The sequence below is a fragment of the Streptomyces sp. RLA131 genome, assembly GCF_056270125.1.
The window spans coordinates 4755001-4780769 of sequence record NZ_JBWDOQ010000002.1; the positions used below are offsets into that span (position 1 = coordinate 4755001).

Here is a 25769-nt window from a genome sequence, read left to right on the forward strand (position 1 = left end):
CGCAGGAAGAGAAAACAACCGTGATTCCGGGAGTAGTGGCGAGCGAAACCGGATGAGGCCAAACCGTATGCGTGTGATACCCGGCAGGGGTTGCGTATACGGGGTTGTGGGATCGTACTTCGATGGTCTGCCGGCCGTCGGGCGAGTCAGAAACCGTATGGATAGGCGAAGGACATGCGAAAGGTCCGGCGTAGAGGGTAAGACCCCCGTAGCTGAAATCTGTACGGCTTGCTTGTACGACACCCAAGTAGCACGGGGCCCGAGAAATCCCGTGTGAATCTGGCGGGACCACCCGTTAAGCCTAAATATTCCCTGGTGACCGATAGCGGATAGTACCGTGAGGGAATGGTGAAAAGTACCGCGGGAGCGGAGTGAAATAGTACCTGAAACCGTGTGCCTACAAGCCGTGGGAGCGTCGCGCATCGAGTTTACTCGGTGCGTCGTGACTGCGTGCCTTTTGAAGAATGAGCCTGCGAGTTTGCGGTGTGTTGCGAGGTTAACCCGTGTGGGGAAGCCGTAGCGAAAGCGAGTCCGAATAGGGCGATTGAGTAGCGCGCCCAAGACCCGAAGCGGAGTGATCTAGCCATGGGCAGGTTGAAGCGTGGGTAAGACCGCGTGGAGGACCGAACCCACCAGGGTTGAAAACCTGGGGGATGACCTGTGGTTAGGGGTGAAAGGCCAATCAAACTCCGTGATAGCTGGTTCTCCCCGAAATGCATTTAGGTGCAGCGTCACGTGTTTCTTGCCGGAGGTAGAGCACTGGATAGGCGATGGGCCCTACCGGGTTACTGACCTTAGCCAAACTCCGAATGCCGGTAAGTGAGAGCGTGGCAGTGAGACTGTGGGGGATAAGCTCCATGGTCGAGAGGGAAACAGCCCAGAGCATCGACTAAGGCCCCTAAGCGTACGCTAAGTGGGAAAGGATGTGGAGTCGCAGAGACAACCAGGAGGTTGGCTTAGAAGCAGCCACCCTTGAAAGAGTGCGTAATAGCTCACTGGTCAAGTGATTCCGCGCCGACAATGTAGCGGGGCTCAAGCGTACCGCCGAAGTCGTGTCATTGCAGCATGTACTCCCAACGGAGGCTGTGATGGGTAGGGGAGCGTCGTGTGCCGGGTGAAGCCGCGCCGGAAGGCAGTGGTGGACGGTTCACGAGTGAGAATGCAGGCATGAGTAGCGATACACACGTGGGAAACGTGTGCGCCGATTGACTAAGGGTTCCTGGGTCAAGCTGATCTGCCCAGGGTAAGTCGGGACCTAAGGCGAGGCCGACAGGCGTAGTCGATGGACAACCGGTTGATATTCCGGTACCCGCTTTGAAACGCCCAGTATCGAACCAGGCGATGCTAAGTCCGTGAAGCCGCCCTGATCTCTTCGGAGTTGAGGGGAGTGGTGGAGCCGACGGACCAGACCTGTAGTAGGTAAGCGATGGGGTGACGCAGGAAGGTAGTCCAGCCCGGGCGGTGGTTGTCCCGGGGTAAGGGTGTAGGCCGTGTGATAGGCAAATCCGTCACACATTGAGGCTGAGACCTGATGCCGAGCCGATTGTGGTGAAGTGGATGATCCTATGCTGTCGAGAAAAGCCTCTAGCGAGTTTCATGGCGGCCCGTACCCTAAACCGACTCAGGTGGTCAGGTAGAGAATACCGAGGCGTTCGGGTGAACTATGGTTAAGGAACTCGGCAAAATGCCCCCGTAACTTCGGGAGAAGGGGGGCCATCACTGGTGATCCGATTTACTCGGTGAGCTGGGGGTGGCCGCAGAGACCAGCGAGAAGCGACTGTTTACTAAAAACACAGGTCCGTGCGAAGCCGTAAGGCGATGTATACGGACTGACGCCTGCCCGGTGCTGGAACGTTAAGGGGACCGGTTAGTCACATTTCGGTGTGGCGAAGCTGAGAACTTAAGCGCCAGTAAACGGCGGTGGTAACTATAACCATCCTAAGGTAGCGAAATTCCTTGTCGGGTAAGTTCCGACCTGCACGAATGGCGTAACGACTTCTCGACTGTCTCAACCATAGGCCCGGTGAAATTGCACTACGAGTAAAGATGCTCGTTTCGCGCAGCAGGACGGAAAGACCCCGGGACCTTTACTATAGCTTGATATTGGTGTTCGGTTCGGCTTGTGTAGGATAGGTGGGAGACTGTGAAGTCATGGCGCCAGCCATGGTGGAGTCGTCGTTGAAATACCACTCTGGTCGTGCTGGATGTCTAACCTCGGTCCGTGATCCGGATCAGGGACAGTGTCTGGTGGGTAGTTTAACTGGGGCGGTTGCCTCCTAAAATGTAACGGAGGCGCCCAAAGGTTCCCTCAGCCTGGTTGGCAATCAGGTGTTGAGTGTAAGTGCACAAGGGAGCTTGACTGTGAGACTGACGGGTCGAGCAGGGACGAAAGTCGGGACTAGTGATCCGGCGGTGGCTTGTGGAAGCGCCGTCGCTCAACGGATAAAAGGTACCCCGGGGATAACAGGCTGATCTTCCCCAAGAGTCCATATCGACGGGATGGTTTGGCACCTCGATGTCGGCTCGTCGCATCCTGGGGCTGGAGTCGGTCCCAAGGGTTGGGCTGTTCGCCCATTAAAGCGGTACGCGAGCTGGGTTTAGAACGTCGTGAGACAGTTCGGTCCCTATCCGCTGTGCGCGTAGGAATATTGAGAAGGGCTGTCCCTAGTACGAGAGAGGACCGGGACGGACGAACCTCTGGTGTGCCAGTTGTCCTGCCAAGGGCATGGCTGGTTGGCTACGTTCGGGAGGGATAACCGCTGAAAGCATCTAAGCGGGAAGCCTGCTTCGAGATGAGTATTCCCACCAACTTGATTGGTTAAGGCTCCCAGTAGACGACTGGGTTGATAGGCCGGATGTGGAAGCCCTGTAAGGGGTGGAGCTGACCGGTACTAATAGGCCGAGGGCTTGTCCTCAGTTGCTCGCGTCCACTGTGTAGTTCTGAAGTAACGAACCGTGTTGTTTTCCGGTGGTCGTTAACTTCATAGTGTTTCGGTGGTCATAGCGTTAGGGAAACGCCCGGTTACATTTCGAACCCGGAAGCTAAGCCTTTCAGCGCCGATGGTACTGCAGGGGGGACCCTGTGGGAGAGTAGGACACCGCCGAACGATCTTTGAAAGAAGCCCCCAGGCTCAGCCTGGGGGCTTCTTTGCGTTCCAGCCGAGTGAACCAGCCCTTGCCGTCGTGACCGGGGAGAGCGGAGACCTGGGCGCCGTCGGCGGTGCAGGGGCTGTCCCAGTAGGTTTCGAGGGCGAGGTCCTGGTGGGAGTAGGTGAGGACGCCGACGATGCGGCCGTGGTTGTCGACGGCGGTGGGATACCAACTGGTGTCCATGTTGAGGACAAGGGGCTTGAGGTCGGTCGCGGGCCCGGCGGAGCCGGCGGGGACGGTGAGGGGACAGGCGGTGGCGGCGGCGGATTCCGTGGTCAGCGGCGCGGCCACGCCCACGCCGAGGGAGGTCCTCAGCGGTCCGGCTAGTGTGGGCGCGGTGCGCTATGACCTGGTGATCTTCGACAATGACGGCGTCCTGGTGGACAGCGAGCCGATCTCCAACCGTGTACTGGCCGGGTATCTGACGGAGCTCGGGCACCCCACCACCTATGAGGAGTCGATTCGCGACTACATGGGGTCGGCGATGCACCGTATCCACGATCTGGTCGCCGAGCGGACGGGGAAGCGCCTGCCGGCGGAGTTCGATGCCACGTTCCATGAGCGCGTGTTCCGGGCCTTCCGGCGGGAGTTGGAGCCGGTGCCCGGGGTGGCGGCGGTGCTGGAGAAGCTGTCGGCGGAGGGGATTCCGTACTGCGTGGCGTCGTCGGGGAGTCATGAGCGGATCAGGGTCGGGCTGGGGAAGGCCGGACTGTACGAGAGGTTCGGCGAGGAGCGGATCTTCAGCTCGGAGGACGTGGGCCGGGGCAAACCGGCACCGGATCTGTTTCTGCACGCGGCACGGGTGATGGGTCACCGGCCGGAGCGGTGCGTGGTGGTGGAGGACAGTCCGCTGGGGGTGCGGGCGGCGGTCGCGGCGGGGATGGACGTGTACGGGTTCACGGCGATGACGGCGGCGGGGAAACTGGCCGCGGCGAGCGGCCGGTTCGCGGACATGGGGGAGTTGCCGGCGCTGCTGCTGGGCGGAGGTGCGGAACCTGATCCAAACTGTTGACCGAACCCATCTACCGGTGCGTAGCTTCGGGCCCTACGCTGCACGCTCATGGACGGCATAGACGGCAGATTGCGGCATGGACGGGCCTCGTTGGCCGTCAGTTTCTTTGTCCAGGGTGTGGCGTTCGCGCTGCTGGTGACCCGGATTCCGGCGTTGCAGGACCGCTACGGGATCAGCGACGCGCTGCTGCCGCTCTTTCTCGCCGCGGTGCCGATCCTGGCCGGCGTCGGCAGTGTCACGGCCGAGCATGTGGTCAAGCGGGTCAGGCCCAGCGTGGTCCTGCGGTGTGCGCAGCCCGCTGTGTGTCTGGCGCTGCTCGGTGCCGGTGCCGGGAACACCGTATGGGAACTCGGTCTGGCGCTGGCGGCGTTCGGACTCTGCGTCGGGGCGCTGGACGCGTCGATGAACATGCTGGGGGTGAGCCTCCAGGCGTCGTACGGGCGGAGCATCATGCTCGGGTTCCACGCGGCGTTCAGCCTCGGCGGGATCCTGGGGGCGTCGCTGGCGTGGGCGGGGGCGCACTGGCACCTGTCGCTGGCGGTGCTGTACGGGCCGGTGGTCGCGGTACTGATCCCGGTGGCGCTGGTGGCCAGCCGCTGGTTCGTCGACCAGGCCGCGTCGTCGCAGGCCGAGAAGGAGCACGCGGCCGCCGGGGTGCCGTTGGCGATGAAGCTGCTGATGCCGCTCTGCATGGTGATGGCGTTCGCGTACATCGGTGACGCGACGGTCTCCAACTGGAGCGCGAAGTATCTGCAGGACACCCTGCACAGCTCGGAGCAGCTGGCGACGGTTCCGTACAACGTCTACATGGTGATGACGCTCCTCGGGCGGTCCGTGGGCGACCTCGGGGTGCGGCGGTTCGGGGCGGCCGCGGTGGTCCGGGTGGGGACGCTGCTGGCGGTGGCGGGCTTCGGAGTGGTGGCCGTGGCACCGGGGGCATGGGTCGGGATGGCCGGATTCACCCTGCTGGGGCTGGGGCTGTGCGTGATCGTGCCGCAGACCTTCGCCGCGGCGGGCCGGCTGTTCCCGGTCGGGTCGGACTCGGCGATCGCGCGGCTGAACATCTTCAACTACGTGGGCTTCCTGGTGGGCTCGCCGCTGGTGGGCGCGCTGGGTGACGCGTGGAGTTACCGGGGGGCCATGCTGGTGCCGATGGTGCTGGTGGCGGCGACGCTGCTGTATGCCCGCTCGTTCGACCCGGATCCGGCCGGATACGGTGTCGGCCATGAGCGGCCGCGCACAGCTGATGTGGGATGAGCAGGTAACGGGCTACGACTTCGGTTCCGGGCACCCGATGGATCCGGTGCGGTTGGCACTGACCATGGGGCTGGTCCGGGACTTCGGCCTGGACCGGGCGTCCGGGGTCACGGTCACGGCGGCGCCGCCGGCCGGTGACTCGACGCTGGGGCTGGTGCACCGGCCCGAGTACGTGGCCGCGGTGCGGCACGCCTCGGCCGATCCGAAGGCGGCGGAGACCGCGTACGGGATCGGTACCGAGGACAACCCCGCCTTCGAGGGCATGCACGAGGCGTCGGCGCTCATCGCCGGGCAGTCGGTGGGCGCCGCGGAGGCCGTGTGGCGCGGGGAAGCGTCGCACGCGGTCAACTTCGCGGGCGGCCTGCATCACGCCATGCCGGGGGCGGCCTCCGGCTTCTGTGTGTACAACGACGCGGCGCTGGCCATCGCGCGGCTGCTGGAGCTGGGCGCGGAGCGCGTGGTCTACGTGGATGTGGACGTACATCACGGCGACGGTGTGCAGGCGGTGTTCTGGGACGACCCCAGGGTGCTGACGATCTCGCTGCACGAGCATCCCCGGACCCTCTTCCCGCAGAGCGGCTGGCCGGAGGAGACCGGCGGCCCGCGGGCCGAGGGGTCGGCGGTCAATGTGGCGCTGCCGGCGGGGACGGGTGACGCCGGGTGGCTGCGGGCGTTCCACGCGGTGGTGCCGGAGCTGGTGGCCGCCTTCCGGCCGCAGGTGCTGGTGACCCAGCACGGCGCGGACACGCACTTCGAGGACCCGCTGGCCCATCTGGCCGTGAGCCTGGACGCCCAGCGCGCGGTGGCGGAGGCCTGCCACGAACTCGCGCACGCGCATGCCGAGGGGCGGTGGATCGCTCTGGGCGGTGGCGGTTACGAGGTCGTGGAGGTCGTCCCGCGCAGCTGGACGCACCTGGTGGCGATCGCCGCGGGGCACCCGATCCCGCCCGAGGCGGAGACGCCGGAGGAGTGGCGGGCGGAGGTCTACCGGCGCACGCGCAGAATCGCGCCGCTGCGCATGACGGACGGGCGGGACGCGAGCTGGCGCGGGTTCGACGACGCGGGGTACGACCCGGCGGACCGGCTGGACCAGGCGGTGCTGGCGACCCGGCGGGCGGTGTTCCCGCTGCACGGCCTGCTGGCGTAGCCGCTCGCCCCGGGCCCCCTCCGTCGCCCGGGGCCCGTCATCTCCCGCCCCGGGCGGCCGGACGTCACCCGTTCGGGCCTGTCACCCCGCCTCCGTCACCCTTGGCCTGTCATCCGTCGGGGGGATTCCGGGCGCTTTGCCGCGCGGCCCGGGACCGGGGGCGGGAGCATCGCCCCCGTGCTGAGTGTCGGCGCGCTGCGCGCGCACCTGCTGGCGGCCCGCTTGTCGGGCCCCATCGCGACGTCGCGGGAGAAGAGTCTGCGCAGCTACCGGCTGTTCGCGGCGGGGGACCCGCGGCAGCTGCTGGGGCTCGATCCGGAGCGGGCCTGGACGGTGGGGGAACTGCTGCGGCTGATGGCGGAGCGATGTGGCGTATCTCCTGACCCGGAGCACACTTCAGGGCATGATGTGATCGACCCCGATCGGACGCTGGCAGCGTTGGACGCGTTCGCGGACCGGATCCGATCAGCGGCGGACCACAGGGAAACCGTGCTGCTGGGGACGGGGCATCCGCAACGGTTGCACGGCTTCTACGCCGGATTGGCCGGTGCCCTGTCGGCGGCGGGATGTCGGATCCTCACACCATCGCATGGTCGATGTATCGATATGCCAACCCAATTCGGTCTACGCAGCCACACGCTGAGGTACGTAGCCGGCGTCGCGGTCGTATGCCCCACGGCCGCTGTCGCGCCCGGGTGCGAGCCGGGGGTACACACGCACTCGCCGCTCCCGGTTCGCGCCGCGCTCGCCGGGGCGGGTGGCTCCGACGGCGTACTGCCGAGCCTCGTGGTCGGGGACCACGGATGGGTCTGCGGGGCAGGTCAGCTGGGTATTGAAGCCATGGGGCTCGCGGATTCCGACGATCCGGCGGTCTTCGTGGCCCAGGCGGAGGGACGGGTGTCCGTCGCGGTTCCGCTTGATGACGCTGTGCGGTCTGATTACTACCGACCGCTTACGCGCTATGTACTCAATCGAGCGTGTCTGTCACAGTAGTCAACCGATAGCCACTCCTCTTCCCACTTGCATCACCCGCACCTAGTCTGGGGAGGAGCGCACATGCGAGCAGGAGTCACCGGAGGGGAAGCCGGTGCCCGACATGTGCGGAAGGTTCAGGTGTGTCATGGCTTCTAGCGAGAGGCCTCTCAACGAGGTCGTGTTCCTGACTGTGGCGGAGGTCGCCGCGGTGATGCGTGTGTCCAAGATGACCGTGTACCGGCTGGTGCACAGCGGTCATCTGCCGGCGATCCGGGTGGGCAGGTCCTTCCGGGTGCCGGAGCAGGCCGTCCATGACTATCTTCGCGACTCCTACGTGGGGGTGGGGGAATCTGCCTGACGGTGGTCCGCGCTGCTTCGCACCGCCGGTTTAGGCTCCCCGCTTCGGGGCGGGTAGGCTTGGCCGACGTAGGTCGTGTGGGCTCGGACGCCCCGCACCGAGTGAAAACGAAGCGAGGGTAGTCGTGGGCTCTGTCATCAAGAAGCGGCGCAAGCGTATGGCCAAGAAGAAGCACCGCAAGCTGCTGAAGCGGACGCGTGTGCAGCGTCGCAACAAGAAGTAAGCGAGCTACGCGTATCGCTTTCCCTGCCCTCTCGTCACCGCAACCGCGGAGGCGGGAGGGCAGCGGCGTTCGGGGAGGTTTACGCTCCCGTGGGGCCGCGTCCGTGGACTCGGGCGTCATCACGGCGCAACATCGACCCGATACGGTGCGTACACAGAATCCGCACAGCCAGCAGGAGGCACGGATCTTGGGCAAGGTGGTGCTCGTCACCGGGGTCGCCCGGCAGCTCTCCGGGAGACTCGTACGGCGCGTCATGCGCGAGCCGGACGTCGACCGGGTGATCGGGGTCGACGCCGTGCCTCCCGAGCACCATCTCGGTGGCGCCGAGTTCGTGCGGGCCGACATCCGCCACCCGATGATCGGCAAGGTTCTCGCGGAGCACGGCGTCGACACGGTCGTCCACATGGACGTCAGCGGCACACTGCCCGGCAAGAACAACCGGGCGGCGATCAAGGAAACCAACGTCATCGGCACGATGCAGCTGCTCGGCGCGTGCCAGAAGGCCCCGACCGTACGCCGTCTGGTGGTGAAGTCCACGACGAGCGTCTACGGCTCCGCACCGCGCGACCCGGCCGTCTTCACCGAGACGATGCCGCCCAAGTCGCTGCCCAGGGGCGGCTTCGCCAAGGACGCCGTCGAAGTCGAGGGCTACGTACGCGGCTTCGCGCGCCGCCGCCCGGACGTGGCGGTGGCGGTGCTGCGGTTCGCCAACATCCTCGGCCCGCGGACGGACACGCCCCTGTCGGAGTACTTCGCGCTGCCCGCGCTGCCGACGGTCTTCGGCTACGACCCGAGGCTCCAGTTCGTCCACGAGGACGACGTCATCGACGTACTGCTGCTCACCATCCGGGACCCGGCCCGCGGCACGCTCAACAGCGGGACGTTCAATGTCGCCGGGGACGGGGTGCTGCTGCTGTCGCAGACCGCGCGACGGCTGGGCAAGCCGATGGTGCCGGTGCTGCTGCCGGCGGTGACGTGGGTGGCGCAGACGCTGCGCACGGCGGGGATGACCGACTTCTCGCCCGAGCAGATCAGGCTGCTGACACACGGGCGGGTGGTGGACACGCGGCAGATGCGTGAGACGCTCGGGTTCACACCGAAGTACACCACCGCCGGGGCTTTCAGCGACTTCGCCCGCAGCCATGGGCCGGGGCTTCTGCCGCCAGGACTGCTGGCCCGGGGCGTCGACCGGGTGGCCGCGCTGCTGCCGGCCGGTGCGCCCGCTGACGGGCCCGCCGGTGGTGACCAGACGTGAGTGCCCCTACGAGGAGGAGCCGAGCCATGGCGGACGCCAAGGTCATCCCGTTCGATGAGGACACCCGCAGCCCGGCGGGCCCTACGGCTCCGTCGCTCACCTCCGTACGGCAGACGGCCTCCGAGGAGGAGGGCCAGGACGCCCCCGACGGCCGTGAGAGCGCCGGAACGGCGTCCTCCGCACCCGGGGAGGCCCCCGCCTCCCCGGCGGCCCTCACGGACGCGCTCACCGGCGTCGCCGATCGCCTGCTGGGCGGCCACTGGGACCGCAAGGTCGCCCATGGCCTCGACTTCCTGCGCCGCCGCGTCACCGGCGACTACGAGGTCGACGACTTCGGCTACGACCAGGACCTCACCGACCAGGTCCTGATGTCGCTGCTGCGGCCCCTGTACGACCAGTACTTCCGGGTCGAGGTCAAGGGCATCGAGAACATCCCGGCCGAGGGCGGCGCCCTGGTCGTCTCCAACCACTCCGGCACCCTGCCGATGGACGGCCTGATGATGCAGGTCGCCGTGCACGACCACCACCCGGCGGGGCGGCACCTGCGGCTGCTCGCCGCGGACCTGGTGTTCGTGCTGCCGGTGGTCAACGAGCTGGCGCGCAAGCTCGGTCACACGCTGGCGTGCGCGGAGGACGCCCAACTGCTGCTGGAGCGGGGCGAGGTCGTCGGGGTGATGCCGGAGGGCTTCAAGGGCCTCGGCAAGCCGTTCTCCGAGCGGTACAAGCTGCAGCGCTTCGGGCGGGGCGGATTCGTGTCCACCGCGCTCAAGACCGGCGTACCGATCATTCCGTGCTCCATCGTGGGCGCGGAGGAGATCTACCCCATGGTCGGCAACGCCAGGACGCTGGCCCGGCTGCTGGGCTTCCCGTACTTCCCGATGACGCCCACCTTCCCCTGGCTCGGCCCGCTGGGCCTGGTGCCGCTGCCGACGAAGTGGACGATCCAGTTCGGTGAGCCGATTCCCACGGACTGCTACACGCCGGAGGCGGCGGAGGACCCGATGCTCGTCTTCAACCTGACCGATCAGGTGCGGGAGACGATCCAGCACACGCTGTACAAGCTGCTGGTGCAGCGGCGGTCGGTCTTCTTCTGATCCCGGCCGCCGGCCCGTGCGGTTACCGGGTTGCCGACCGGGTTCGTGACCGGGTTGCTTCACCGTTCGTGACCGGGTTGCTTCACCGGTCGCCGGACGGGCTGGAATACCAGCCGGTCCGGCGACCGTGGCGGTCAGCTGTCGTCCGCCGCGAGACCCAGGCCCGGGAGAAGGCCCGGCAGGAGCGGCGGGAGGGTGACGGAGGGCTCCGCGGTCTCGGTGGTGGAGGCGCTGGAACTCGGGGTGGAGGTGGCGCCGCCGTCGACGAGGCCGCCCACCAGACCGTCATCGGCGGAGGTGCCGGACGAGGACGGGCTGGACTTGCCGGAGCCGCTGGACCTGTCGTCCGCGGAACCGGTCGAGGAAGGCGCGGGCCTGGCGGAGGTGCCGGAGCGCGTGCCACTGGAAGGGGCGGCGTTGTGGCTGTCGCCGGTGCCGGTGGTGGCCGGCGGCAGCAGCTTCTGGAGCGGGGCCACTTCCTCCTCTATGGCGTCGAAGACCGAGGTGACCTTCTTACTGACGTCGGTGAGCCGCGACGGGAGGCGGTCACGCAGTTCGGTCCAGCCCTGGCGGTGGGCGGTGGAGAACGCGGAGAGCGTCTCGATCGGCTGGAGGGAGCCGTTCTTGCGGTAGGCCGCGCTGAGCAGCCGGTGGCCCTCCGATGCCTCCTGCTGCATGCCGGACAGCGCCTTGGCGAGCTCGCTGACCGACTCGTCGTCGAGGTCGCCGCTCCGGCCGCGTTCCATGAGGCGGCGGGCCTCCTGGAGCCGGGTCGAGGCGAGGTCGAGATAGACCTTGCCGCGGTCGGCGTCGTCGTCGGCGAAGTCGAGCCTCATGTCCTCCATGCCGCGCTTGAGCCCGTACAGCGTGTCGCCGGGCAGCGCGTTGGTGCTGGCCGCGGCGACGCCGCCGAGGGCCCCGCCGAGGACGCCGACCGACAGGCCGCCGGCGGCGAGCCTGCGGCCCCAGCGGGAGCTGGGGCGGTACCGGTGGGCGCCGCTGCGGCCGCCCGCGGCACCGCCGCCGCGCTGTTCGGGCACCGCGGCCAGGGTGCCGTCGGCGAGCGCCGCCTCCATGGCGGCGATCAGTTGGGCCCGTTGTTCGATCTTCTTCGCGGGATCCAGCGTCGGCCGCGGTACGTCCTCAAGGGCGTCCGCCAATACCAGCATTCGGCCCTGGCCCGGGTCGGCATGCCGGTCCGCGGCATGAGCCGCGTGCGTGGCATGAGCACCATGCTGCTGCTCGCCGACCGCCTGGGGACCGGCGTCCTCCAGGGCCTCGGCGAAGGCGTTCGCCCGCCGGTGCGCTGTTGGGTTCGCGATCACGGGCGGCACCTCCTCTCGTCATTCACACTCGACTCCCCGAAGCGCCCGGAAGTTGCGTTCCTTGAGCCTGTCCACCCGATCGAGTGACCGGAAGCGAGCAGGGCACGGCAGTGGGGGTCTGCGTTTGATGCAACGAGTGCCGTACGAGTTGGGTTACGCAGTCATGATGATCGGATCGTGAAAGTGGGCGCAAGCGGATCAGACACCTTCACCGGGCGTCTTCGGGGAGCAGCCGGGCCAGCGTGCGCACCGCGCGGTACTGGAGCGTCTTGATGGCGCCCTCGTTCTTCCCCATGATGCGGGCGGTCTCGGCGACCGACAGGCCCTGGAGGAAGCGCAGTGTCACGCACTCCTGCTGCTGGGGATTGAGCTTGCGCACCGCTTTGAGCAGCGACTCGTTGGAGAGCGACTCAAGGACGGAGTCCTCGGGGCTGCGTTCGACCTCGTTGGCGTCGAGCATTTCGCCGGTGACGACTTCGAGGCGGAACCTGCTCGACTTGAAGTGGTCGGCGACCAGATTCCGGGCGATGGTGACCAGCCAGGCGCCGAAGTCGCGGCCCTGCCAGGTGAAGGTGCCGATCCTGCGCAGGGCGCGCAGAAAGGTCTCGCTCGTGAGGTCCTCGGCGGTGGCCTTGCCGTTCACGCGGTAGTAGATGTACCGGTAGACCGTGTCGGAGTAATGGTCGTACAGGCGGCCGAAGGCCTCGGTCTCGCCGGCCTGGGCCCGTTCGACCAGCTCCATCATGCGGCCGCTGTCGCTGTCGGCCGCGGGGCGGCGGGACGCGGTGGCGGCCCCCTGGGACTGTGTGTTGTGCCGGGTGGCGCGACGGCCGCCGACGGTGGTGCCCGCCTCGGCCATGGCGTACAGCGGACCGCATGCGGGTGCAGCGAGGGCGGGCATGGCGGACGCGGGGACAAGGGCGCGCAGGTGGTCGGCGACCAACGCGCGCAGCGCAGCCATGCCAGAGGCGTCAACCCCGGTGTGTGGGTACACGGGACTCCCAGAGGCAGAACTTCCATCACGTGCAGTACGGAACCGTTCACCCGCCGTGGCGACGCGTGGGAACCGGCTTGCGTCTGAGGAGAATAACGCTTCGTACAGGCGACGCTACACCGAGTTGCTGAAATCGCCGATTCCGCCCACTCTCTGACGGATTGGTGACTACTCAATTATCGAACGCGAAAGCGGAGTTGACCATACCGGGTCGTGAAATGGTCGCGTGGAGTGCGTGTTGTGGCTGTGTGACGCGACGGCGACTGGCGTGGGGCCGGAGGGGGTAGACCGAAAGGATGCCCGGACCGGCCCCGTTGCCTATCGGCGGCGGCGTTGCAGGGCCACGGCGGCGGCCGCGCCGCCGGCCACGGCGCCGACTCCCGCGGCGGCCGGGATCCCGATCTTCGCCGCCTTGCGGCCCGTTCGGTAGTCGCGCAGCCGCCAGCCCTCGCGGCGGGCGTGCTTGCGCAGACGCGTGTCGGGATTGATCGCGTACGGATGTCCGACCAGCGACAGCATCGGGATGTCGTTCGACGAATCGCTGTACGCGGCGCAGCGCGAGAGTTCGAGACCCTCGGCGACGGCCAGCGCCTTGACGGCCTCGGCCTTGGAGGGGCCGTGCAGCGGTTCGCCGACCAGACGGCCGGTGTAGATGCCGTTGATGTGCTCGGCGACGGTGCCCAGGGCGCCGGTCAGGCCGAGGCGGCGGGCGATGATGGTGGCGGTCTCGACGGGGGCGGCGGTGACCAGCCAGACCCGCTGCCCGGCGTCCAGATGGGCCTGGGCGAGGGCGCGGGTGCCGGGCCAGATCTTGCCGGCCATGTACTCGTCGTAGATCTCCTCGCCGATCGACATGAGCTCCTCGACGCGGTGCCCCTTGACGATCGACAGCGCGCTGTCCCGCGCCTCCTGCATGTGTTCGGGGTCCTCGGACCCGGCGAGTCTGAAGTACGCCTGCTGCCAGGCGAAGCGCACCAGGTCGCGCTTGTGGAAGAACTTGCGCTTGTACAGGCCGCGGCCGAAGTGGAAGAGCGCGGCACCCTGCATCACGGTGTTGTCGAGGTCGAAGAAGGCAGCGGCGTGCGGATCCCCGACGACGGGGAACTCGGGCGCCGCGGCGGCCTCTTCGGCACCGGAGCCGGAATCCTTCTGCTTGGGCAGCGGCGCCGCGAGTGCGGCCTCGGCCGCGGCCTCGCCTGCCAGGACGCTGCGCGCGGTCGCGGAGCGCCTACGGGGGGTGAGCCATCGAAGAGCGGCCATGGGCCGAGCATAGCCAGTTTGTCCCCCGCTCCCGCCGCAGGCGTGGAGCGTCCGTGTGAACTCCTCGCGACGGAACCGTTACCCGGGGCCGCTGCCGCCCGGGAGCACAATGGCTCCCATGACCAGGACGAAGAGGACCGTGACGCTGATCGGCAAGCCCGGCTGCCACCTGTGCGACGACGCGCGGGTCGTGATCGAGAAGGTCGCCGGGGAGCTGGGCGCGGCCGTGGATGAGCGCGACATCACACAGGACGAGGAACTGCACCGCAAGTACTGGGAGCAGATCCCCGTCGTCCTGGTGGACGGCGAACAGCACGACTTCTGGCGGGTGGACGAGGGCCGCCTGCGCAGGGCGCTCGGCGGCTGACCCCCGGGTGGGACGGTTTGCGCCGTTTCGCTGAGCTCGCCCATTCGATTACCATCGAGGTCGTTTTGGATTGCTGCGTACGGCGGGGGCGCGCGAAAGGATCGGTGAAGGCGTGCTCCGGGCCAGGCCTCAGGGGGTTCACGGCGGCTACGCCATTGTGGATCTTGAGGCGACGGGGTCGAGTTCCCGGCGCCACCGGGTGGTCGAGGTCGCGGTCGTCCTCATGGACGGCGAGCTGACGCCGCAGGGCGAGTTCGTCACGCTGATCGACCCCGAGGGCCCGGTCGGGCCGACGCACATCCACGGCATCGAGCCCGGTCATGTGACGGCCGCACGCGCACCGCGCTTCGCGCAGATCGCCCCCGAGCTGCTGAGGCTGCTGCGCGGCAGGGTCCTGGTGGGGCACAACGTGGGCTGTGACCGTGCCTTCCTGGCGGCCGAGTACGCCCGGATGGGCATCGGGTTCCCGGCCGTGCCCGAACTGTGCACGATGCGGATGGCCGCGCTGCGCGGCGCCCTCCCCGGCGCGCTGAGCCTGCGGGCCTGCGCGGAGGCGGCCGGGGTGACCGGCTGGACGGCGCACACGGCGCTGGGTGACGCGCGGGCCACCGCACGGCTTTTCGCTTACTACACAACGGGGCTCGCGCACGCCGTGGCGGCCCGTGCGCACGCCGAGGCGGCGCTGGTGCTGGCCGCCGCGGTGGACTGGCCCCAGATGGCGGTCGCCGGTACGAGCGCCGGCGTGAGCGCCGGGGCATTGTGGGTGGGGCGCGGCGTTACGGATGTGGCGCTCAAGCGGAACGTTCCGGCGCAGCAAATGGTTTCGTATGTCCGTAATGGGGGTGCGTGATGCCGGTCACTTCCGCCGGGCAAATCGGACACTATCTTTGTGCACGCGTTCACAAAGACATAGATTGGCGGGCACGGGGCGGTCATAGGGACTGTGGTCGCCCGCAGCCCAGCTCTACCCGCAGGAGCATCGTGGCAACTGGCCGAACTCACCGACCGGCGACCCGCAGCCGAGGGATTCCCGAGGCCACCGTCGCCCGTCTTCCGCTGTACCTGCGGGCCCTGACCGCCCTTTCCGAGCGCTCGGTGCCCACCGTGTCGTCGGAGGAACTCGCCGCGGCCGCCGGCGTGAACTCCGCCAAGCTTCGTAAAGACTTCTCCTATCTGGGCTCGTACGGAACGCGGGGCGTCGGATACGACGTCGAGTACCTCGTGTACCAGATCTCCCGCGAACTGGGCCTGACCCAGGACTGGCCCGTCGTGATCGTGGGTATGGGCAACCTCGGTGCGGCCCTGGCCAACTACGGCGGCTTCGCCTCCCGCGGCTTCCGGATCGCCGCCCTCATCGACGCCGACGCGCAGCTCGCCGGGAAGCTGATCGCCGGACTGCCGGTGCGGCACGCCGACGAGCTGGAGGACATCGTCGAGGACAACCAGGTGTCCATCGGTGTGATCACCACTCCGGCGGGCGCGGCCCAGGAGGTCTGCGACCGGCTGGTCGCGGCCGGCGTCACCTCGATCCTCAACTTCGCGCCGACCGTGCTCGCCGTGCCGGACGGCGTCGACGTGCGCAAGGTCGACCTCTCCATCGAGCTGCAGATCCTCGCCTTCCACGAGCAGCGCAAGGCCGGCGAGGAGCTGAGCGACTCCGCCGGCACCGCGGTCGCGCCGCCCGTCGCCGCCAAGACCGTACGGAGCGCGGTCAAGCGCCCCGGCCCCGACGGAGACCTGCCGGCGGTGATGCCGGCATGAGTCTTCTCGTGGTCGGCCTGAGCCACCGCAGCGCCCCGGTCAGTGTCCTGGAGCGAGCGGCGCTCGCCGAGGACACCAAGGTCAAGCTGCTGCACGACGCGGTCGCCGCCGAGCCGGCCGCCGAGGCCGCGGTGCTGTCCACCTGCAACCGCATCGAGCTGTACGCGGACGTGGACAAGTTCCACGCGGGGGTCGCCGAGCTGTCCACGCTGCTCGCCGATCACAGCGGCGTGCCGCTGGAGGAGCTCACCCCCTACCTGTACGTGCACTACGAGGACCGGGCCGTCCACCACCTGTTCTCGGTGGCCTGCGGACTGGACTCCATGGTCGTCGGCGAGGGCCAGATCCTCGGCCAGATCAAGGACACCCTCAGCACCGGCCAGGAGCAGCACACGGCGGGCCGGCTGCTCAACGACCTCTTCCAGCAGTCGCTGCGGGTCGGCAAGCGCGCCCACTCCGAGACCGGTATCGACCGCGCCGGGCAGTCCCTGGTCACCTTCGGTCTCGACCAGCTCGCGCGGGCCATCGGCGGCGTCGACTCCTTCGACGGCTGGGCCAAGGGCAAGCGCGCCCTGGTCGTCGGAGCCGGTTCGATGAGCTCGCTGGCCGCCAACACCCTGGCCCGGGCCGGCGTCAGCGACATCGTCGTCGCCAACCGTACGTACGAGCGCGCCGCCCGCCTCGCCGAGGCTGTCGGTGGCCGTGCCGTGCGCATCGACGACCTGGCCGCCGAGCTGCCGTACGCCGACATCGTGGTGTCCTGTACCGGCGCCACCGGGCAGGTCATCGCCGCCGACACTGTTGCCCGGGCGCTGCTGCACCGCACGGCGGACAGTCCCATCGGCCTGCTCGACCTGGCCATGCCCCGCGACACCGACCCGGTGGTGGCGACCCTGGACGGCGCCCACCTGGTCGACCTGGAGACCATCGGCAACGCCGCGCAGGACGCGCCCATGGCCGCCGACGTGAACGAGGTCCGCAAAATCGTCTCCGCGGAGGTCGCGGCCTTCGGTGCCGCCCAGCGCGCCGCGCACATCACGCCGACGGTCGTCGCGCTGCGCTCCATGGCCGCCGACCTGGTCGCCGCCGAGCTCACCCGCCTCGACGGCAGGCTCCCCCACCTGGACGAACGCGAGCGCGCCGAGGTCACCCAGACCGTGCGCCGCGTCGTCGACAAGCTCCTGCACGCGCCCACCGTGCGGGTCAAGCAGCTCGCGGGCGAACCCGGCGGCGCCGGATACGCGGACGCGCTGCGTGAACTCTTCGACCTCGACCCGCAGGCGGTCGCCGCCGTCAGCCGGGTCAGTGGTTCCGACGAACCGGCAGAACCGAATCGAGGGCGGGCATGACGAGCCCAACCGCAACTACCGCACTGAGACTGGGCACCAGGCGCAGCGCACTGGCGATGGCGCAGTCCGGTCAGGTCGCACGGCAGGTCCGTGAGCTGACCGGCCGGGATGTCGAGCTGGTGGAGATCACCACGTACGGCGACACCTCGCGCGAACACCTCGCGCAGATCGGCGGTACCGGGGTCTTCGTGTCCGCCCTGCGCGACGCGCTGCTCGCCGGTGAGATCGACTTCGCCGTCCACTCGCTCAAGGACCTGCCGACCGCCCCACCGGACGGGCTGACACTGGCCGCGATCCCGGTCCGCGAGGACGCCCGGGACGCACTGGTCGCCCGCGACGGTCTGACCTTCGAAGCCCTCGCCGCCGCCTCGCCGGACCGGCCCGCGCGGATCGGCACCGGCTCGCCGCGCCGGATGGCGCAGCTGAACCACTGGGCGCGTCAGCTCGGGCTCGCGATCGAGACGATACCGATCCGTGGCAATGTGGACACCCGGATCGGATATGTTGCCTCGGGCGACCTCGACGCCGTTGTCCTGGCCGCCGCAGGACTCAGCCGGCTGGGCCGTCTCACCGACGCGACCCAGCTGATCCCCACCGACGCCGTACTCCCGGCCCCCGGACAGGGGGCACTGGCCATCGAATGCTCTGCGCGATCCGCAGAGCTGGCCTCCGTGCTCGCCGAGCTCGACGACCCGCTCACCCGGGCCGCCGTGACCGCCGAGCGCGCTCTGCTCGCCGCCCTCGAGGCCGGCTGCTCCGCCCCTGTGGGCGCGCTCGCCGACCTTGTGGCCGACGGGCAGGTTTCCGAGCTGCGCCTGCGCGGGATCGTCGGCACGACCGACGGCACTTCGCTGGTACAGATGTCCATCACCGGTCCCACCCCCGCCTCTCGTGAGGAAGCCGTGTGCCTCGGCCGCGAACTCGCCGCCGAGATGCTCGCCAAGGGTGCGGCCGGTCTTATGGGGGAGCGCGCACTTTGAGCCCCACCGCCGCCGCAGCGACCAACAGCCCTGTCTGCGGACATGTCACTTTCCTCGGTGCCGGACCGGGAGATCCCGGTCTCCTGACCCTGCGTGCCGTCGAGGCCCTTGCCGGTGCCGACCTGCTGGTCGCGGACCCGCACGTGCTCGACGTCGTGCGCACGCACGCCAAGGCAGGCGTGGACACGGCCGAACCCACGCCAGGCGATGGCGTCTTGGGCGCCTCGGCCGACGCCACCCAGCTTTTCATGGCGTCCGCGCGCACCGGTAAGCGGGTCGTCCGTGCCATCGCCGGGGATCCCGGTCTCGATGCCGCAGCCGCCGAGGAGATGCTCGCCTGCGCCCGTGCCGGCATCCCCTTCGAGGTGGTTCCCGGTGTCGCCGCCGCCGTGGGGGTACCGGCCTACGCCGGGGTGCCCCTGCGGGGGGACGTACGGTTCCTCGACGCCGCCGGCGCCGGCAGCCGCAGCTGGACCGAGGCGGGGGCCAGCGATGCCACGCTGGTCGTCTCCACGACCCTCCAGTCCGTGGCGGCGGCCGCCGCCGAGCTGGTGTCGGCGGGCCGTAAGCCCGACACGCCGCTGACGGTCACCGTCGCCGGGACCACGACCCGGCAGCGCACGTGGTGCGCCACCCTCGGCACGATCGCAGCCGAGCTCAAGGCCACCAAGGCGCTGCCCACCCCGGAGGGCCCGATCGCCGCGATAGCCGTCGTCGGTGAGCAGAGCGTGCAGTGCCGTGACGAGCTGTCCTGGTTCGAGACCAAGCCCCTCTTCGGGTGGAAGGTGCTCGTTCCCAGGACGAAGGAGCAGTCCGCCTCGCTGTCGGACCAGCTCCGGTCGTACGGGGCCGTGCCGCACGAGGTGCCGACGATCGCCGTCGAGCCGCCGCGGACGCCCCAGCAGATGGAACGCGCGGTCAAGGGTCTGGTGACCGGCCGCTACGAGTGGATCGCCTTCACCTCGGTCAACGCCGTCAAGGCCGTCCGGGAGAAGTTCGAGGAGTACGGGCTCGACGCCCGGGCCTTCGCCGGGATAAAGGTCGCGGCGGTGGGCGAGCAGACCGCGAGGTCGCTGGTCGAGTTCGGGGTCAAGCCCGATCTGGTGCCCAGCGGCGAGCAGTCGGCCGCCGGTCTGCTGGAGGACTGGCCGCCCTACGACCCGGTCTTCGACCCGATCGACCGGGTCTTCCTGCCGCGTGCCGACATCGCCACGGAGACCCTCGTCGCGGGCCTGGTCGAGCTCGGCTGGGAGGTCGACGACGTCACCGCCTACCGCACCGTGCGCGCCTCGCCCCCGCCGGCCGACACCCGCGAGGCCATCAAGGGCGGCGGTTTCGACGCCGTGCTGTTCACATCGAGCAGCACCGTCCGGAACCTGGTCGGCATCGCCGGCAAGCCGCACAACGTGACCGTCATCGCCTGCATCGGCCCGGCCACGGCCAAGACGGCCGAGGAACACGGGCTGCGGGTCGACGTCATGTCGCCCGAGCCGTCCGTGCACGCGCTGGCGCAGGCCCTGGCGGACTTCGGTACCCGCCGCCGCGAGTCGGCGATCGCCGCCGGTGACCCCGTCACCCGGCCCAGCGAGCGCCGCCCCGGCTCCCGGCGCAGGGCGCGGGTCTGACCGGCCGTTTGCGTGAGGCAGGTGTTTCCACCCGCGGCCGCCGTGCGGTTCTCCACGGCGGCCGCGGGTTCGCCCTCACGGGGGCGTCCCGGCCCGGCGGCCGACGTGACGTCGGGAAAGGCACCGGCCGCACCGGCGTAACGTGGTTCGCGGAAGCCCTCGGCAGAGAAAGGCACCCACGGACATGAGCAGCTCCTACGGCGAGTTCCCCGGCACGCGGCCCCGCCGCCTGCGTACCAGTCCCGCGATGCGACGGCTGGTCGCGGAGACCCGGCTGCATCCCGCCGAGCTGATCCTGCCGGTGTTCGTCCGCGAGGGCGTCAGCGAACCCGTGCCGATCTCCGCCATGCCCGGAGTCGTCCAGCACACACGTGACACCCTGCGCAAGGCGGCCGCCGAGGCGGCCGAGGCGGGCGTCGGCGGCATCATGCTCTTCGGTGTGCCGGAGGAGGCCAAGAAGGACGCCGTCGGCACCCCGGGCACGGACCCCGAGGGCATCCTGCAGGTCGCCATCCGGGACGTGGTCGCCGAGGCCGGCGACTCGCTGGTCGTCATGTCCGACCTCTGCCTCGACGAGCACACCGACCACGGCCACTGCGGCGTGCTCGACGCCGACGGCCGGGTCGACAACGACGCGACGCTGGCCCGGTACGCCGAGATGGCCCGGGTCCAGGCCGACGCGGGCGTCCATGTCGTCGGGCCGAGCGGCATGATGGACGGCCAGGTCGGCGTGATCCGGCAGGCCCTCGACGGCGCCGGACACCAGGACGTGAGCATCCTGGCGTACACCGCCAAGTACGCCTCCGCCTTCTACGGGCCCTTCCGGGAGGCCGTCGGCTCCTCGCTCAGGGGCGACCGCAAGACCTACCAGCAGGACCCGGCGAACCTGAGGGAGTCGATGCGCGAGCTCGCCCTCGACCTCGCCGAGGGCGCCGACATGGTGATGGTCAAGCCTGCTCTGCCCTACCTGGACGTGCTGACGAAGGTCGCCGGGTCGGTGGACGTGCCGGTGGCCGCCTACCAGATCAGCGGTGAGTACGCGATGGTCGAGGCCGCCGCCGCGAACGGCTGGATCGACCGCGAGCGCGCCATCATGGAGACCCTGACCGGCATCCGCCGCGCGGGCGCCGACCTGATCCTGACGTACTGGGCGACCGAGGTCGCGCGTCAGCTCTGAGCGGCGGACCGCCGGTCCCCGCCGAAGCGCCAGAACGCCTTTCCCAGGACGACGCGTCCGGCGTATTCGCCGAGCGTCTCCTCCCCGCCCTCGGGGAGGATCCCGGGGCAGAGGGCGAAGTGCTCGGCGGCGACGGCCTCGGCGTCCGCCCGGGTCATGGGCGGGGCGGCGACGGAGAGCAGCAGCTCCCAGCGGGTGAGGGCGACGACGCGGATGCCGAAGCGGTCCTCCCAGGAGCGCAGGACGGCACAGAGCGGAGCGACGTCCTCGTCGTGGCTGACGGGGCCGGTCCAGCCGATGGCGGCCGGGATGTCGGCGCTGCGCCGGGCATGGACCAGAGCGGGGCGGAAGTCCTCGGAGCACCTGCGCGCGACCAGGCCGGCGACGACTTCGGCCGCCCGGTCGTCCGGGTCGGCCGCCGGCTCCCGGGCGGGGGCCGGGCCGGGCCAGTCCGGCCCGAAGGGGGCGAGGAAGCCGTAGCCGTCCTCCGTGTCCCCCTCGGCCTCGTTCCCGGGCTCCGCCTCGGCCCCGGTGTTCTCCGTGCTGTACTCCCAGAACTCGGCGAGGACGTCCTCCGGGTCGTGGTCGCCCGGGTACGACATCAGGCCGGGGTCGAGATCCCACTTCTCCGGCGGCAGCTCCGCGACGCCCAGCAGCACCGGCTGGAGCCCGGCCGTCATCCGCGCGGGCAGCAGCCCGGCCCAGCTGTCCGGGGCCGCCGGCTGCTTCGCGTACCAGAGCAGCGAGGGCTCGTCGGGGGTGCCGAACACGCTGCCGTGCGGCAGCCGGAGGCCCAGGGAGCGGCCTGTCGGGTCGTCCGCCAGCCCGGGCAGCGGATTGGGAAGCATCGCCATGGCACGACTGTAGGGCGGGCCACTGACAATGCGGGGCCCGCCCCCGGGAGCCGGGCTTACGGCTGCTCGGGCCTACAGCTGCTCGGGCGTGCGGATGCCGAGCAGGGCCATGCCGTGGCGCAGGGTGCGGCCGGTGAGGTCGGCGAGGAAGAGGCGGTTCTCGACCGTCTCCGGGGTCTCGGCCTTCAGCACCGGGCACTGCTCGTAGAAGGTCGCGAAGGCCGAGGCCACCGAGTAGAGGTACGCGGCCAGCTTGTGCGGCTCGTACGTCTCCGAGACGGAGGCCAGGGTGTCGCCGAACTCGTCGAGGAGCAGGCCGAGGGCGCGCTCGGCGGGGGCCAGCGGCAGCTCGGGGTGAGCGGCCGGCTTCGCGTCGCCCGCCTTGCGCAGGATCGACCGGATCCGGGCGTAGGCGTACTGCAGGTAGACGCTGGTGTCGCCGGTGAGGGAGACCATCCGGTCGAGGTCGAAGACGTAGTCGCGGCCCAGGGAGGTCGACAGGTCGGCGTACTTGATCGCGCCGATGCCGACCTCGGTGCCGCGCTCGGCGACCTCCGCGTCCGACAGCTCCCCGTTCTTCTCCCGGACCACGGCCATGGCCCGCTCCACGGCCTCGTCGAGCAGGTCGGCCAGCCGGAAGGTGTCGCCCTCACGGGTCTTGAAGGGCTTGCCGTCCTTGCCGAGGACCGTGCCGAACGGCAGGTGCTTGACGGTGACCTGGTCGGTGAGCCAGCCGGCGCGGCGGGCCGCGGCGAAGACCATCTTGAAGTGCAGCGACTGCCGGGCGTCGACGACGTAGAGCAGGGTGTCGGCGCCCAGCCCGGCCGTCCGGTCGCGGACGGCGGACAGGTCGGTGGCGGCGTAGCCGAAGCCGCCGTCGGCCTTCTGGACGATGAGCGGGACGGGCTCGCCGTCCTTGCCCTTGATGTCGTCGAAGAAGACGCACAGGGCGCCGTTGGAGCGCACGGCGACGCCGGAGTCCTCCAGCAGCCGGCAGGTCTCGACGAGCATGTCGTTGTAGCCGGACTCGCCGACGATGTCCTCGTCGCGGATCTCGATGTCGAGCTTGTTGTAGACCGAGTAGAAGTAGATCTTCGACTCGTCGACGAAGCGCTGCCAGAGGGCGAGCGTCCCGGGGTCGCCGGCCTGGAGGTCGACCACCCGCTTGCGCGACCGTGTCTTGAAGTCCTCGTCGGCGTCGAAGAGGGTGCGCGAGGCCTTGTAGAGGCGGTTCAGCCGGGACATGGAGGCCTCGCCCCCCTCCTCGCCCGCGTCGTGGTCCAGCTCGTGCGGGTGCTCGATCAGGTACTGGATGAGCATGCCGAACTGGGTGCCCCAGTCGCCGATGTGGTGGCGCCGCACCACGGTCTCGCCCGCGAATTCGAGGATCTTGACGATCGCGTCACCGATCACCGACGACCGCAGGTGCCCGACGTGCATCTCCTTCGCCACGTTCGGCTGCGCGTAGTCGATGACCGTGATGCCGGGGGCGTCCTTCGCGGGCACACCGAGCCGGTCGTCGGCGGCACGGGCGGCCAGCGTCCGGGTGATCGCGGCGTCGGACACGCTGATGTTGAGGAAGCCGGGGCCGGACACCTCGATGTCCGCGATCAGGTCGTCGGTGGGGAGCTTGCCGGCCACCTGGGCCGCCAGCTCGCGCGGGTTGGCCTTGCTCCGCTTGGCCAGGCCCAGCACTCCGTTGGCCTGGAAGTCGGCCCGGTCGCTACGTCGCAGCAGCGGGTCGGCACCGAGGGCGTCAGCGACGCGCTGCTGGATCGAGGCGGAAAGGGAGGGGACCGAGGCCATGGGATGGATGCCGTTCCTGAGAGGGGGCTGAGATGGATTCTCAGTATCCCACGCGGCTGCCACCCAATATTCTCTGGGACAATTGGCGAGTACCCGCTAATTCTCTGGAAGGAAGTCGAGACAGTGGCTCAGAGCACCGAGGCCGACTGGGTCGCCCGCTTCGCGGACGACGTCATCGCGGAAGCCGAGCGGCGGGCCCCGGGCACTGCGAAATCGGGTGCCGGCGCGCCGGTGGTCGTCGTCGCCTCCGGTATCAGCCCTTCCGGGCCGATCCACCTCGGCAATCTGCGCGAGATCATGGTCCCGCACCTGGTCGCGGACGAGATCAAGCGCCGTGGCGTCAACTGCGAGCACATCCTGTCCTGGGACGACTTCGACCGGTACCGCAAGGTCCCGGCGGGCTACGACCCCTCCTTCGCCGAGCACATCGGCAAGCCGCTCACCGCGGTCCCCGCGCCCGAGGGCAGCGAGTACGCGACCTGGTCCGACCACTTCAAGGCGCCCTTCCGGGCCGCGCTGCGCACGCTGGGCGTCGAGGTCACCGAGATCAGCCAGACGGACGAATACACCGCGGGCACCTACCGTGAGCAGATCCTGCACGCCATGCGCGAGCGCGGCCGGATCGACGAGGTGCTGGGCCGCTACCGTACGAAGAAGAAGCCCGGCACCGAGCAGGACGACGAGGACACGGCCCCGGTCGCCGAGTACTTCCCGTACAAGCCGTACTGCTCCGTCTGCGACCGCGACCTGACGACGGTGACCTCGTACGACGACGAGAGCACCGAGCTGACCTACACCTGCGCGTGCGGGCACGGCGAGACGGTGTTCCTGAACGAGTTCAACCACGGCAAGCTGGTCTGGAAGGTCGACTGGCCGATGCGCTGGGCCTTCAAGGGCGTGGACTTCGAGCCGTCCGGCGTCGACCACTCCTCGCCGGGCTCCAGCTTCACCGTCGGCAGCCAGCTGGTCCGCGAGATCTTCGGCGCCGAGCCGCCCATCGGGCCGATGTACGCCTTCGTCGGCATCAGCGGCATGGCCAAGATGAGCAGCTCCAAGGGCGGCGTGCCGGTCGCGGCCGACGCGCTGCAGATCATGGAGCCGCAGCTGCTGCGCTGGCTGTACGCGCGGCGCAGGCCCAACCAGGCCTTCAACATCTCCTTCGGGGACGAGATCTCGCGTACCTACGACGAGTGGGACGCCCTGGAGCGCAGGATCGAGGCGGGCACCGCCGCCGCGGTCGACGTGGCCGTGCATTCCCGCGCCGCGCGCACCGCGTCCGGGGTGCTGCCGACGACGCCGCGCAAGCTGCCCTTCCGTACCCTCGCCTCGGTTGTCGACATCACCACCGGCGACGAGGAGCAGACGCTGCGCATCCTGCGCGACTTCGACCCGGAACAGCCGCTGCGCACGCTGGACGAGGCCCGGCCCCGCCTGGACTGCGCCGTGAACTGGGTCAACACCCACGTCGAGCCGGAGGCCCGTACGCAGCTGCGCACCGAGCCGGACCGCGAGACGCTCGCCGCGCTGTCCGACAGCGATGTGCAGGCGCTGAAGCTGCTCGTGGACGGGCTGGACGCGCACTGGTCGCTGGACGGGCTGACGACGCTGGTCTACGCGGTGCCCAAGCTCCAGGCCGGTCTGGAGCCCGACGCCAAGCCGACGCCCGAACTGAAGGTGGCGCAGCGGTCGTTCTTCGCGCTCCTGTACAAGCTGCTGGTCGGCCGCGACACCGGGCCGCGGCTGCCCACGCTGCTGCTCGCCGTGGGCGCCGACCGGGTGCGGCTGCTGCTGGGAGCCTGA

General features: G+C 69.3%; 21 protein-coding genes and 2 rRNA genes (1 of these 23 running past the window's edge). 18 read left to right on the forward strand and 5 right to left on the reverse strand.

Translation table 11 applies throughout. The features are described 5' to 3' along the window. From RWE79_RS22510 to RWE79_RS22555, 10 genes are all read left to right on the forward strand, one after another. A 23S ribosomal RNA gene (locus RWE79_RS22510) occupies positions 1-2915 on the forward strand (it extends 212 nt beyond the left edge of the window). A 75-nt stretch (positions 2916-2990) separates the two neighbouring features. Next, positions 2991-3107: ribosomal RNA gene (gene rrf, locus RWE79_RS22515) — 5S ribosomal RNA — on the forward strand. Between the two features lie 380 nt (positions 3108-3487). After that, positions 3488-4162 (forward strand): HAD family hydrolase, encoded by a 675-nt coding sequence (locus RWE79_RS22520; RefSeq protein WP_475946017.1) that lies wholly within the window; start codon positions 3488-3490, stop codon positions 4160-4162. A 48-nt stretch (positions 4163-4210) separates the two neighbouring features. Continuing rightward, the gene (locus RWE79_RS22525) at positions 4211-5419 is read left to right on the forward strand and encodes an MFS transporter (protein WP_475941868.1); all 1209 of its coding nucleotides are present in this window, start codon (positions 4211-4213) and stop codon (positions 5417-5419) included. After that, entirely contained in the window at positions 5388-6566 is a 1179-nt protein-coding gene (locus RWE79_RS22530; protein ID WP_475941869.1) for an acetoin utilization protein AcuC, read from the forward strand. Before RWE79_RS22525 ends, RWE79_RS22530 begins: the two co-directional genes overlap by 32 nt. A gap of 177 nt (positions 6567-6743) precedes the next feature. Next, the gene (locus RWE79_RS22535; RefSeq protein WP_475941870.1) at positions 6744-7559 is read left to right on the forward strand and encodes a phosphatase; all 816 of its coding nucleotides are present in this window, start codon (positions 6744-6746) and stop codon (positions 7557-7559) included. Between the two features lie 127 nt (positions 7560-7686). Then, positions 7687-7899: a helix-turn-helix domain-containing protein gene (locus RWE79_RS22540; RefSeq protein ID WP_475941871.1), complete on the forward strand. Its 213-nt coding sequence runs from the start codon at positions 7687-7689 to the stop codon at positions 7897-7899. Between the two features lie 124 nt (positions 7900-8023). Further along, on the forward strand, positions 8024-8122 hold the full coding sequence (locus tag RWE79_RS22545) for a 30S ribosomal protein bS22 (protein ID WP_003948845.1): 99 nt from the start codon (positions 8024-8026) through the stop codon (positions 8120-8122). Between the two features lie 187 nt (positions 8123-8309). Beyond that, complete coding sequence (locus RWE79_RS22550; protein WP_475941872.1) at positions 8310-9377, forward strand: NAD-dependent epimerase/dehydratase family protein; 1068 nt, start codon at positions 8310-8312, stop codon at positions 9375-9377. A gap of 26 nt (positions 9378-9403) precedes the next feature. Then, positions 9404-10471, forward strand: a complete 1068-nt coding sequence (locus RWE79_RS22555) for a lysophospholipid acyltransferase family protein (RefSeq protein ID WP_475941873.1) — start codon at positions 9404-9406, stop codon at positions 10469-10471. A gap of 134 nt (positions 10472-10605) precedes the next feature. Here the strand turns inward: RWE79_RS22555 and RWE79_RS22560 are convergent, their stop codons facing one another. From RWE79_RS22560 to RWE79_RS22570, 3 genes are all read right to left on the reverse strand, one after another. After that, entirely contained in the window at positions 10606-11796 is a 1191-nt protein-coding gene (locus RWE79_RS22560) for a DUF5667 domain-containing protein (protein WP_475941874.1), read from the reverse strand. A 208-nt stretch (positions 11797-12004) separates the two neighbouring features. Continuing rightward, entirely contained in the window at positions 12005-12790 is a 786-nt protein-coding gene (locus RWE79_RS22565) for an ECF subfamily RNA polymerase sigma factor, BldN family (RefSeq protein ID WP_475941875.1), read from the reverse strand. A 318-nt stretch (positions 12791-13108) separates the two neighbouring features. Next, positions 13109-14050 carry an HAD family hydrolase gene (locus RWE79_RS22570; protein WP_475941876.1) on the reverse strand — a complete coding sequence of 314 codons (942 nt, stop codon included), beginning with the start codon at positions 14048-14050 and terminating at the stop codon, positions 13109-13111. Between the two features lie 118 nt (positions 14051-14168). Between RWE79_RS22570 and RWE79_RS22575 the strand changes: the two genes are divergently transcribed. The 7 genes from RWE79_RS22575 to hemB all read left to right on the forward strand — a co-directional run bounded on the left by RWE79_RS22575 (position 14169) and on the right by hemB (position 21309). Continuing rightward, positions 14169-14417 (forward strand): glutaredoxin family protein, encoded by a 249-nt coding sequence (locus RWE79_RS22575; protein ID WP_475941877.1) that lies wholly within the window; start codon positions 14169-14171, stop codon positions 14415-14417. A gap of 112 nt (positions 14418-14529) precedes the next feature. Further along, positions 14530-15267 carry a 3'-5' exonuclease gene (locus tag RWE79_RS22580; RefSeq protein ID WP_475941878.1) on the forward strand — a complete coding sequence of 246 codons (738 nt, stop codon included), beginning with the start codon at positions 14530-14532 and terminating at the stop codon, positions 15265-15267. Positions 15268-15398: 131 nt separating this feature from the next. Continuing rightward, positions 15399-16178: a redox-sensing transcriptional repressor Rex gene (locus tag RWE79_RS22585; RefSeq protein ID WP_475941879.1), complete on the forward strand. Its 780-nt coding sequence runs from the start codon at positions 15399-15401 to the stop codon at positions 16176-16178. Further along, positions 16175-17527 carry a glutamyl-tRNA reductase gene (locus tag RWE79_RS22590; RefSeq protein WP_475941880.1) on the forward strand — a complete coding sequence of 451 codons (1353 nt, stop codon included), beginning with the start codon at positions 16175-16177 and terminating at the stop codon, positions 17525-17527. Before RWE79_RS22585 ends, RWE79_RS22590 begins: the two co-directional genes overlap by 4 nt. Then, positions 17524-18507 (forward strand): hydroxymethylbilane synthase, encoded by a 984-nt coding sequence (gene hemC, locus RWE79_RS22595; RefSeq protein ID WP_475941881.1) that lies wholly within the window; start codon positions 17524-17526, stop codon positions 18505-18507. The genes RWE79_RS22590 and hemC overlap by 4 nt, the downstream gene beginning before the upstream one ends. Beyond that, positions 18504-20132 carry a bifunctional uroporphyrinogen-III C-methyltransferase/uroporphyrinogen-III synthase gene (locus RWE79_RS22600; protein ID WP_475941882.1) on the forward strand — a complete coding sequence of 543 codons (1629 nt, stop codon included), beginning with the start codon at positions 18504-18506 and terminating at the stop codon, positions 20130-20132. The genes hemC and RWE79_RS22600 overlap by 4 nt, the downstream gene beginning before the upstream one ends. Positions 20133-20316: 184 nt before the next feature. Continuing rightward, positions 20317-21309 carry a porphobilinogen synthase gene (gene hemB, locus RWE79_RS22605; protein ID WP_475941883.1) on the forward strand — a complete coding sequence of 331 codons (993 nt, stop codon included), beginning with the start codon at positions 20317-20319 and terminating at the stop codon, positions 21307-21309. Here the strand turns inward: hemB and RWE79_RS22610 are convergent. Together RWE79_RS22610 and argS are read right to left on the reverse strand one after the other, a co-directional pair. Then, on the reverse strand, positions 21300-22163 hold the full coding sequence (locus tag RWE79_RS22610; protein WP_475941884.1) for a DUF4253 domain-containing protein: 864 nt from the start codon (positions 22161-22163) through the stop codon (positions 21300-21302). The two genes, hemB and RWE79_RS22610, sit on opposite strands and share 10 nt — an antisense overlap. 72 nt (positions 22164-22235) lie before the next feature. Further along, complete coding sequence (gene argS, locus RWE79_RS22615) at positions 22236-23969, reverse strand: arginine--tRNA ligase (RefSeq protein WP_475941885.1); 1734 nt, start codon at positions 23967-23969, stop codon at positions 22236-22238. A gap of 123 nt (positions 23970-24092) precedes the next feature. On the opposite strand from argS, the gene lysS reads away from it, so the two are divergent. Continuing rightward, entirely contained in the window at positions 24093-25769 is a 1677-nt protein-coding gene (lysS, locus tag RWE79_RS22620) for a lysine--tRNA ligase (protein WP_475941886.1), read from the forward strand.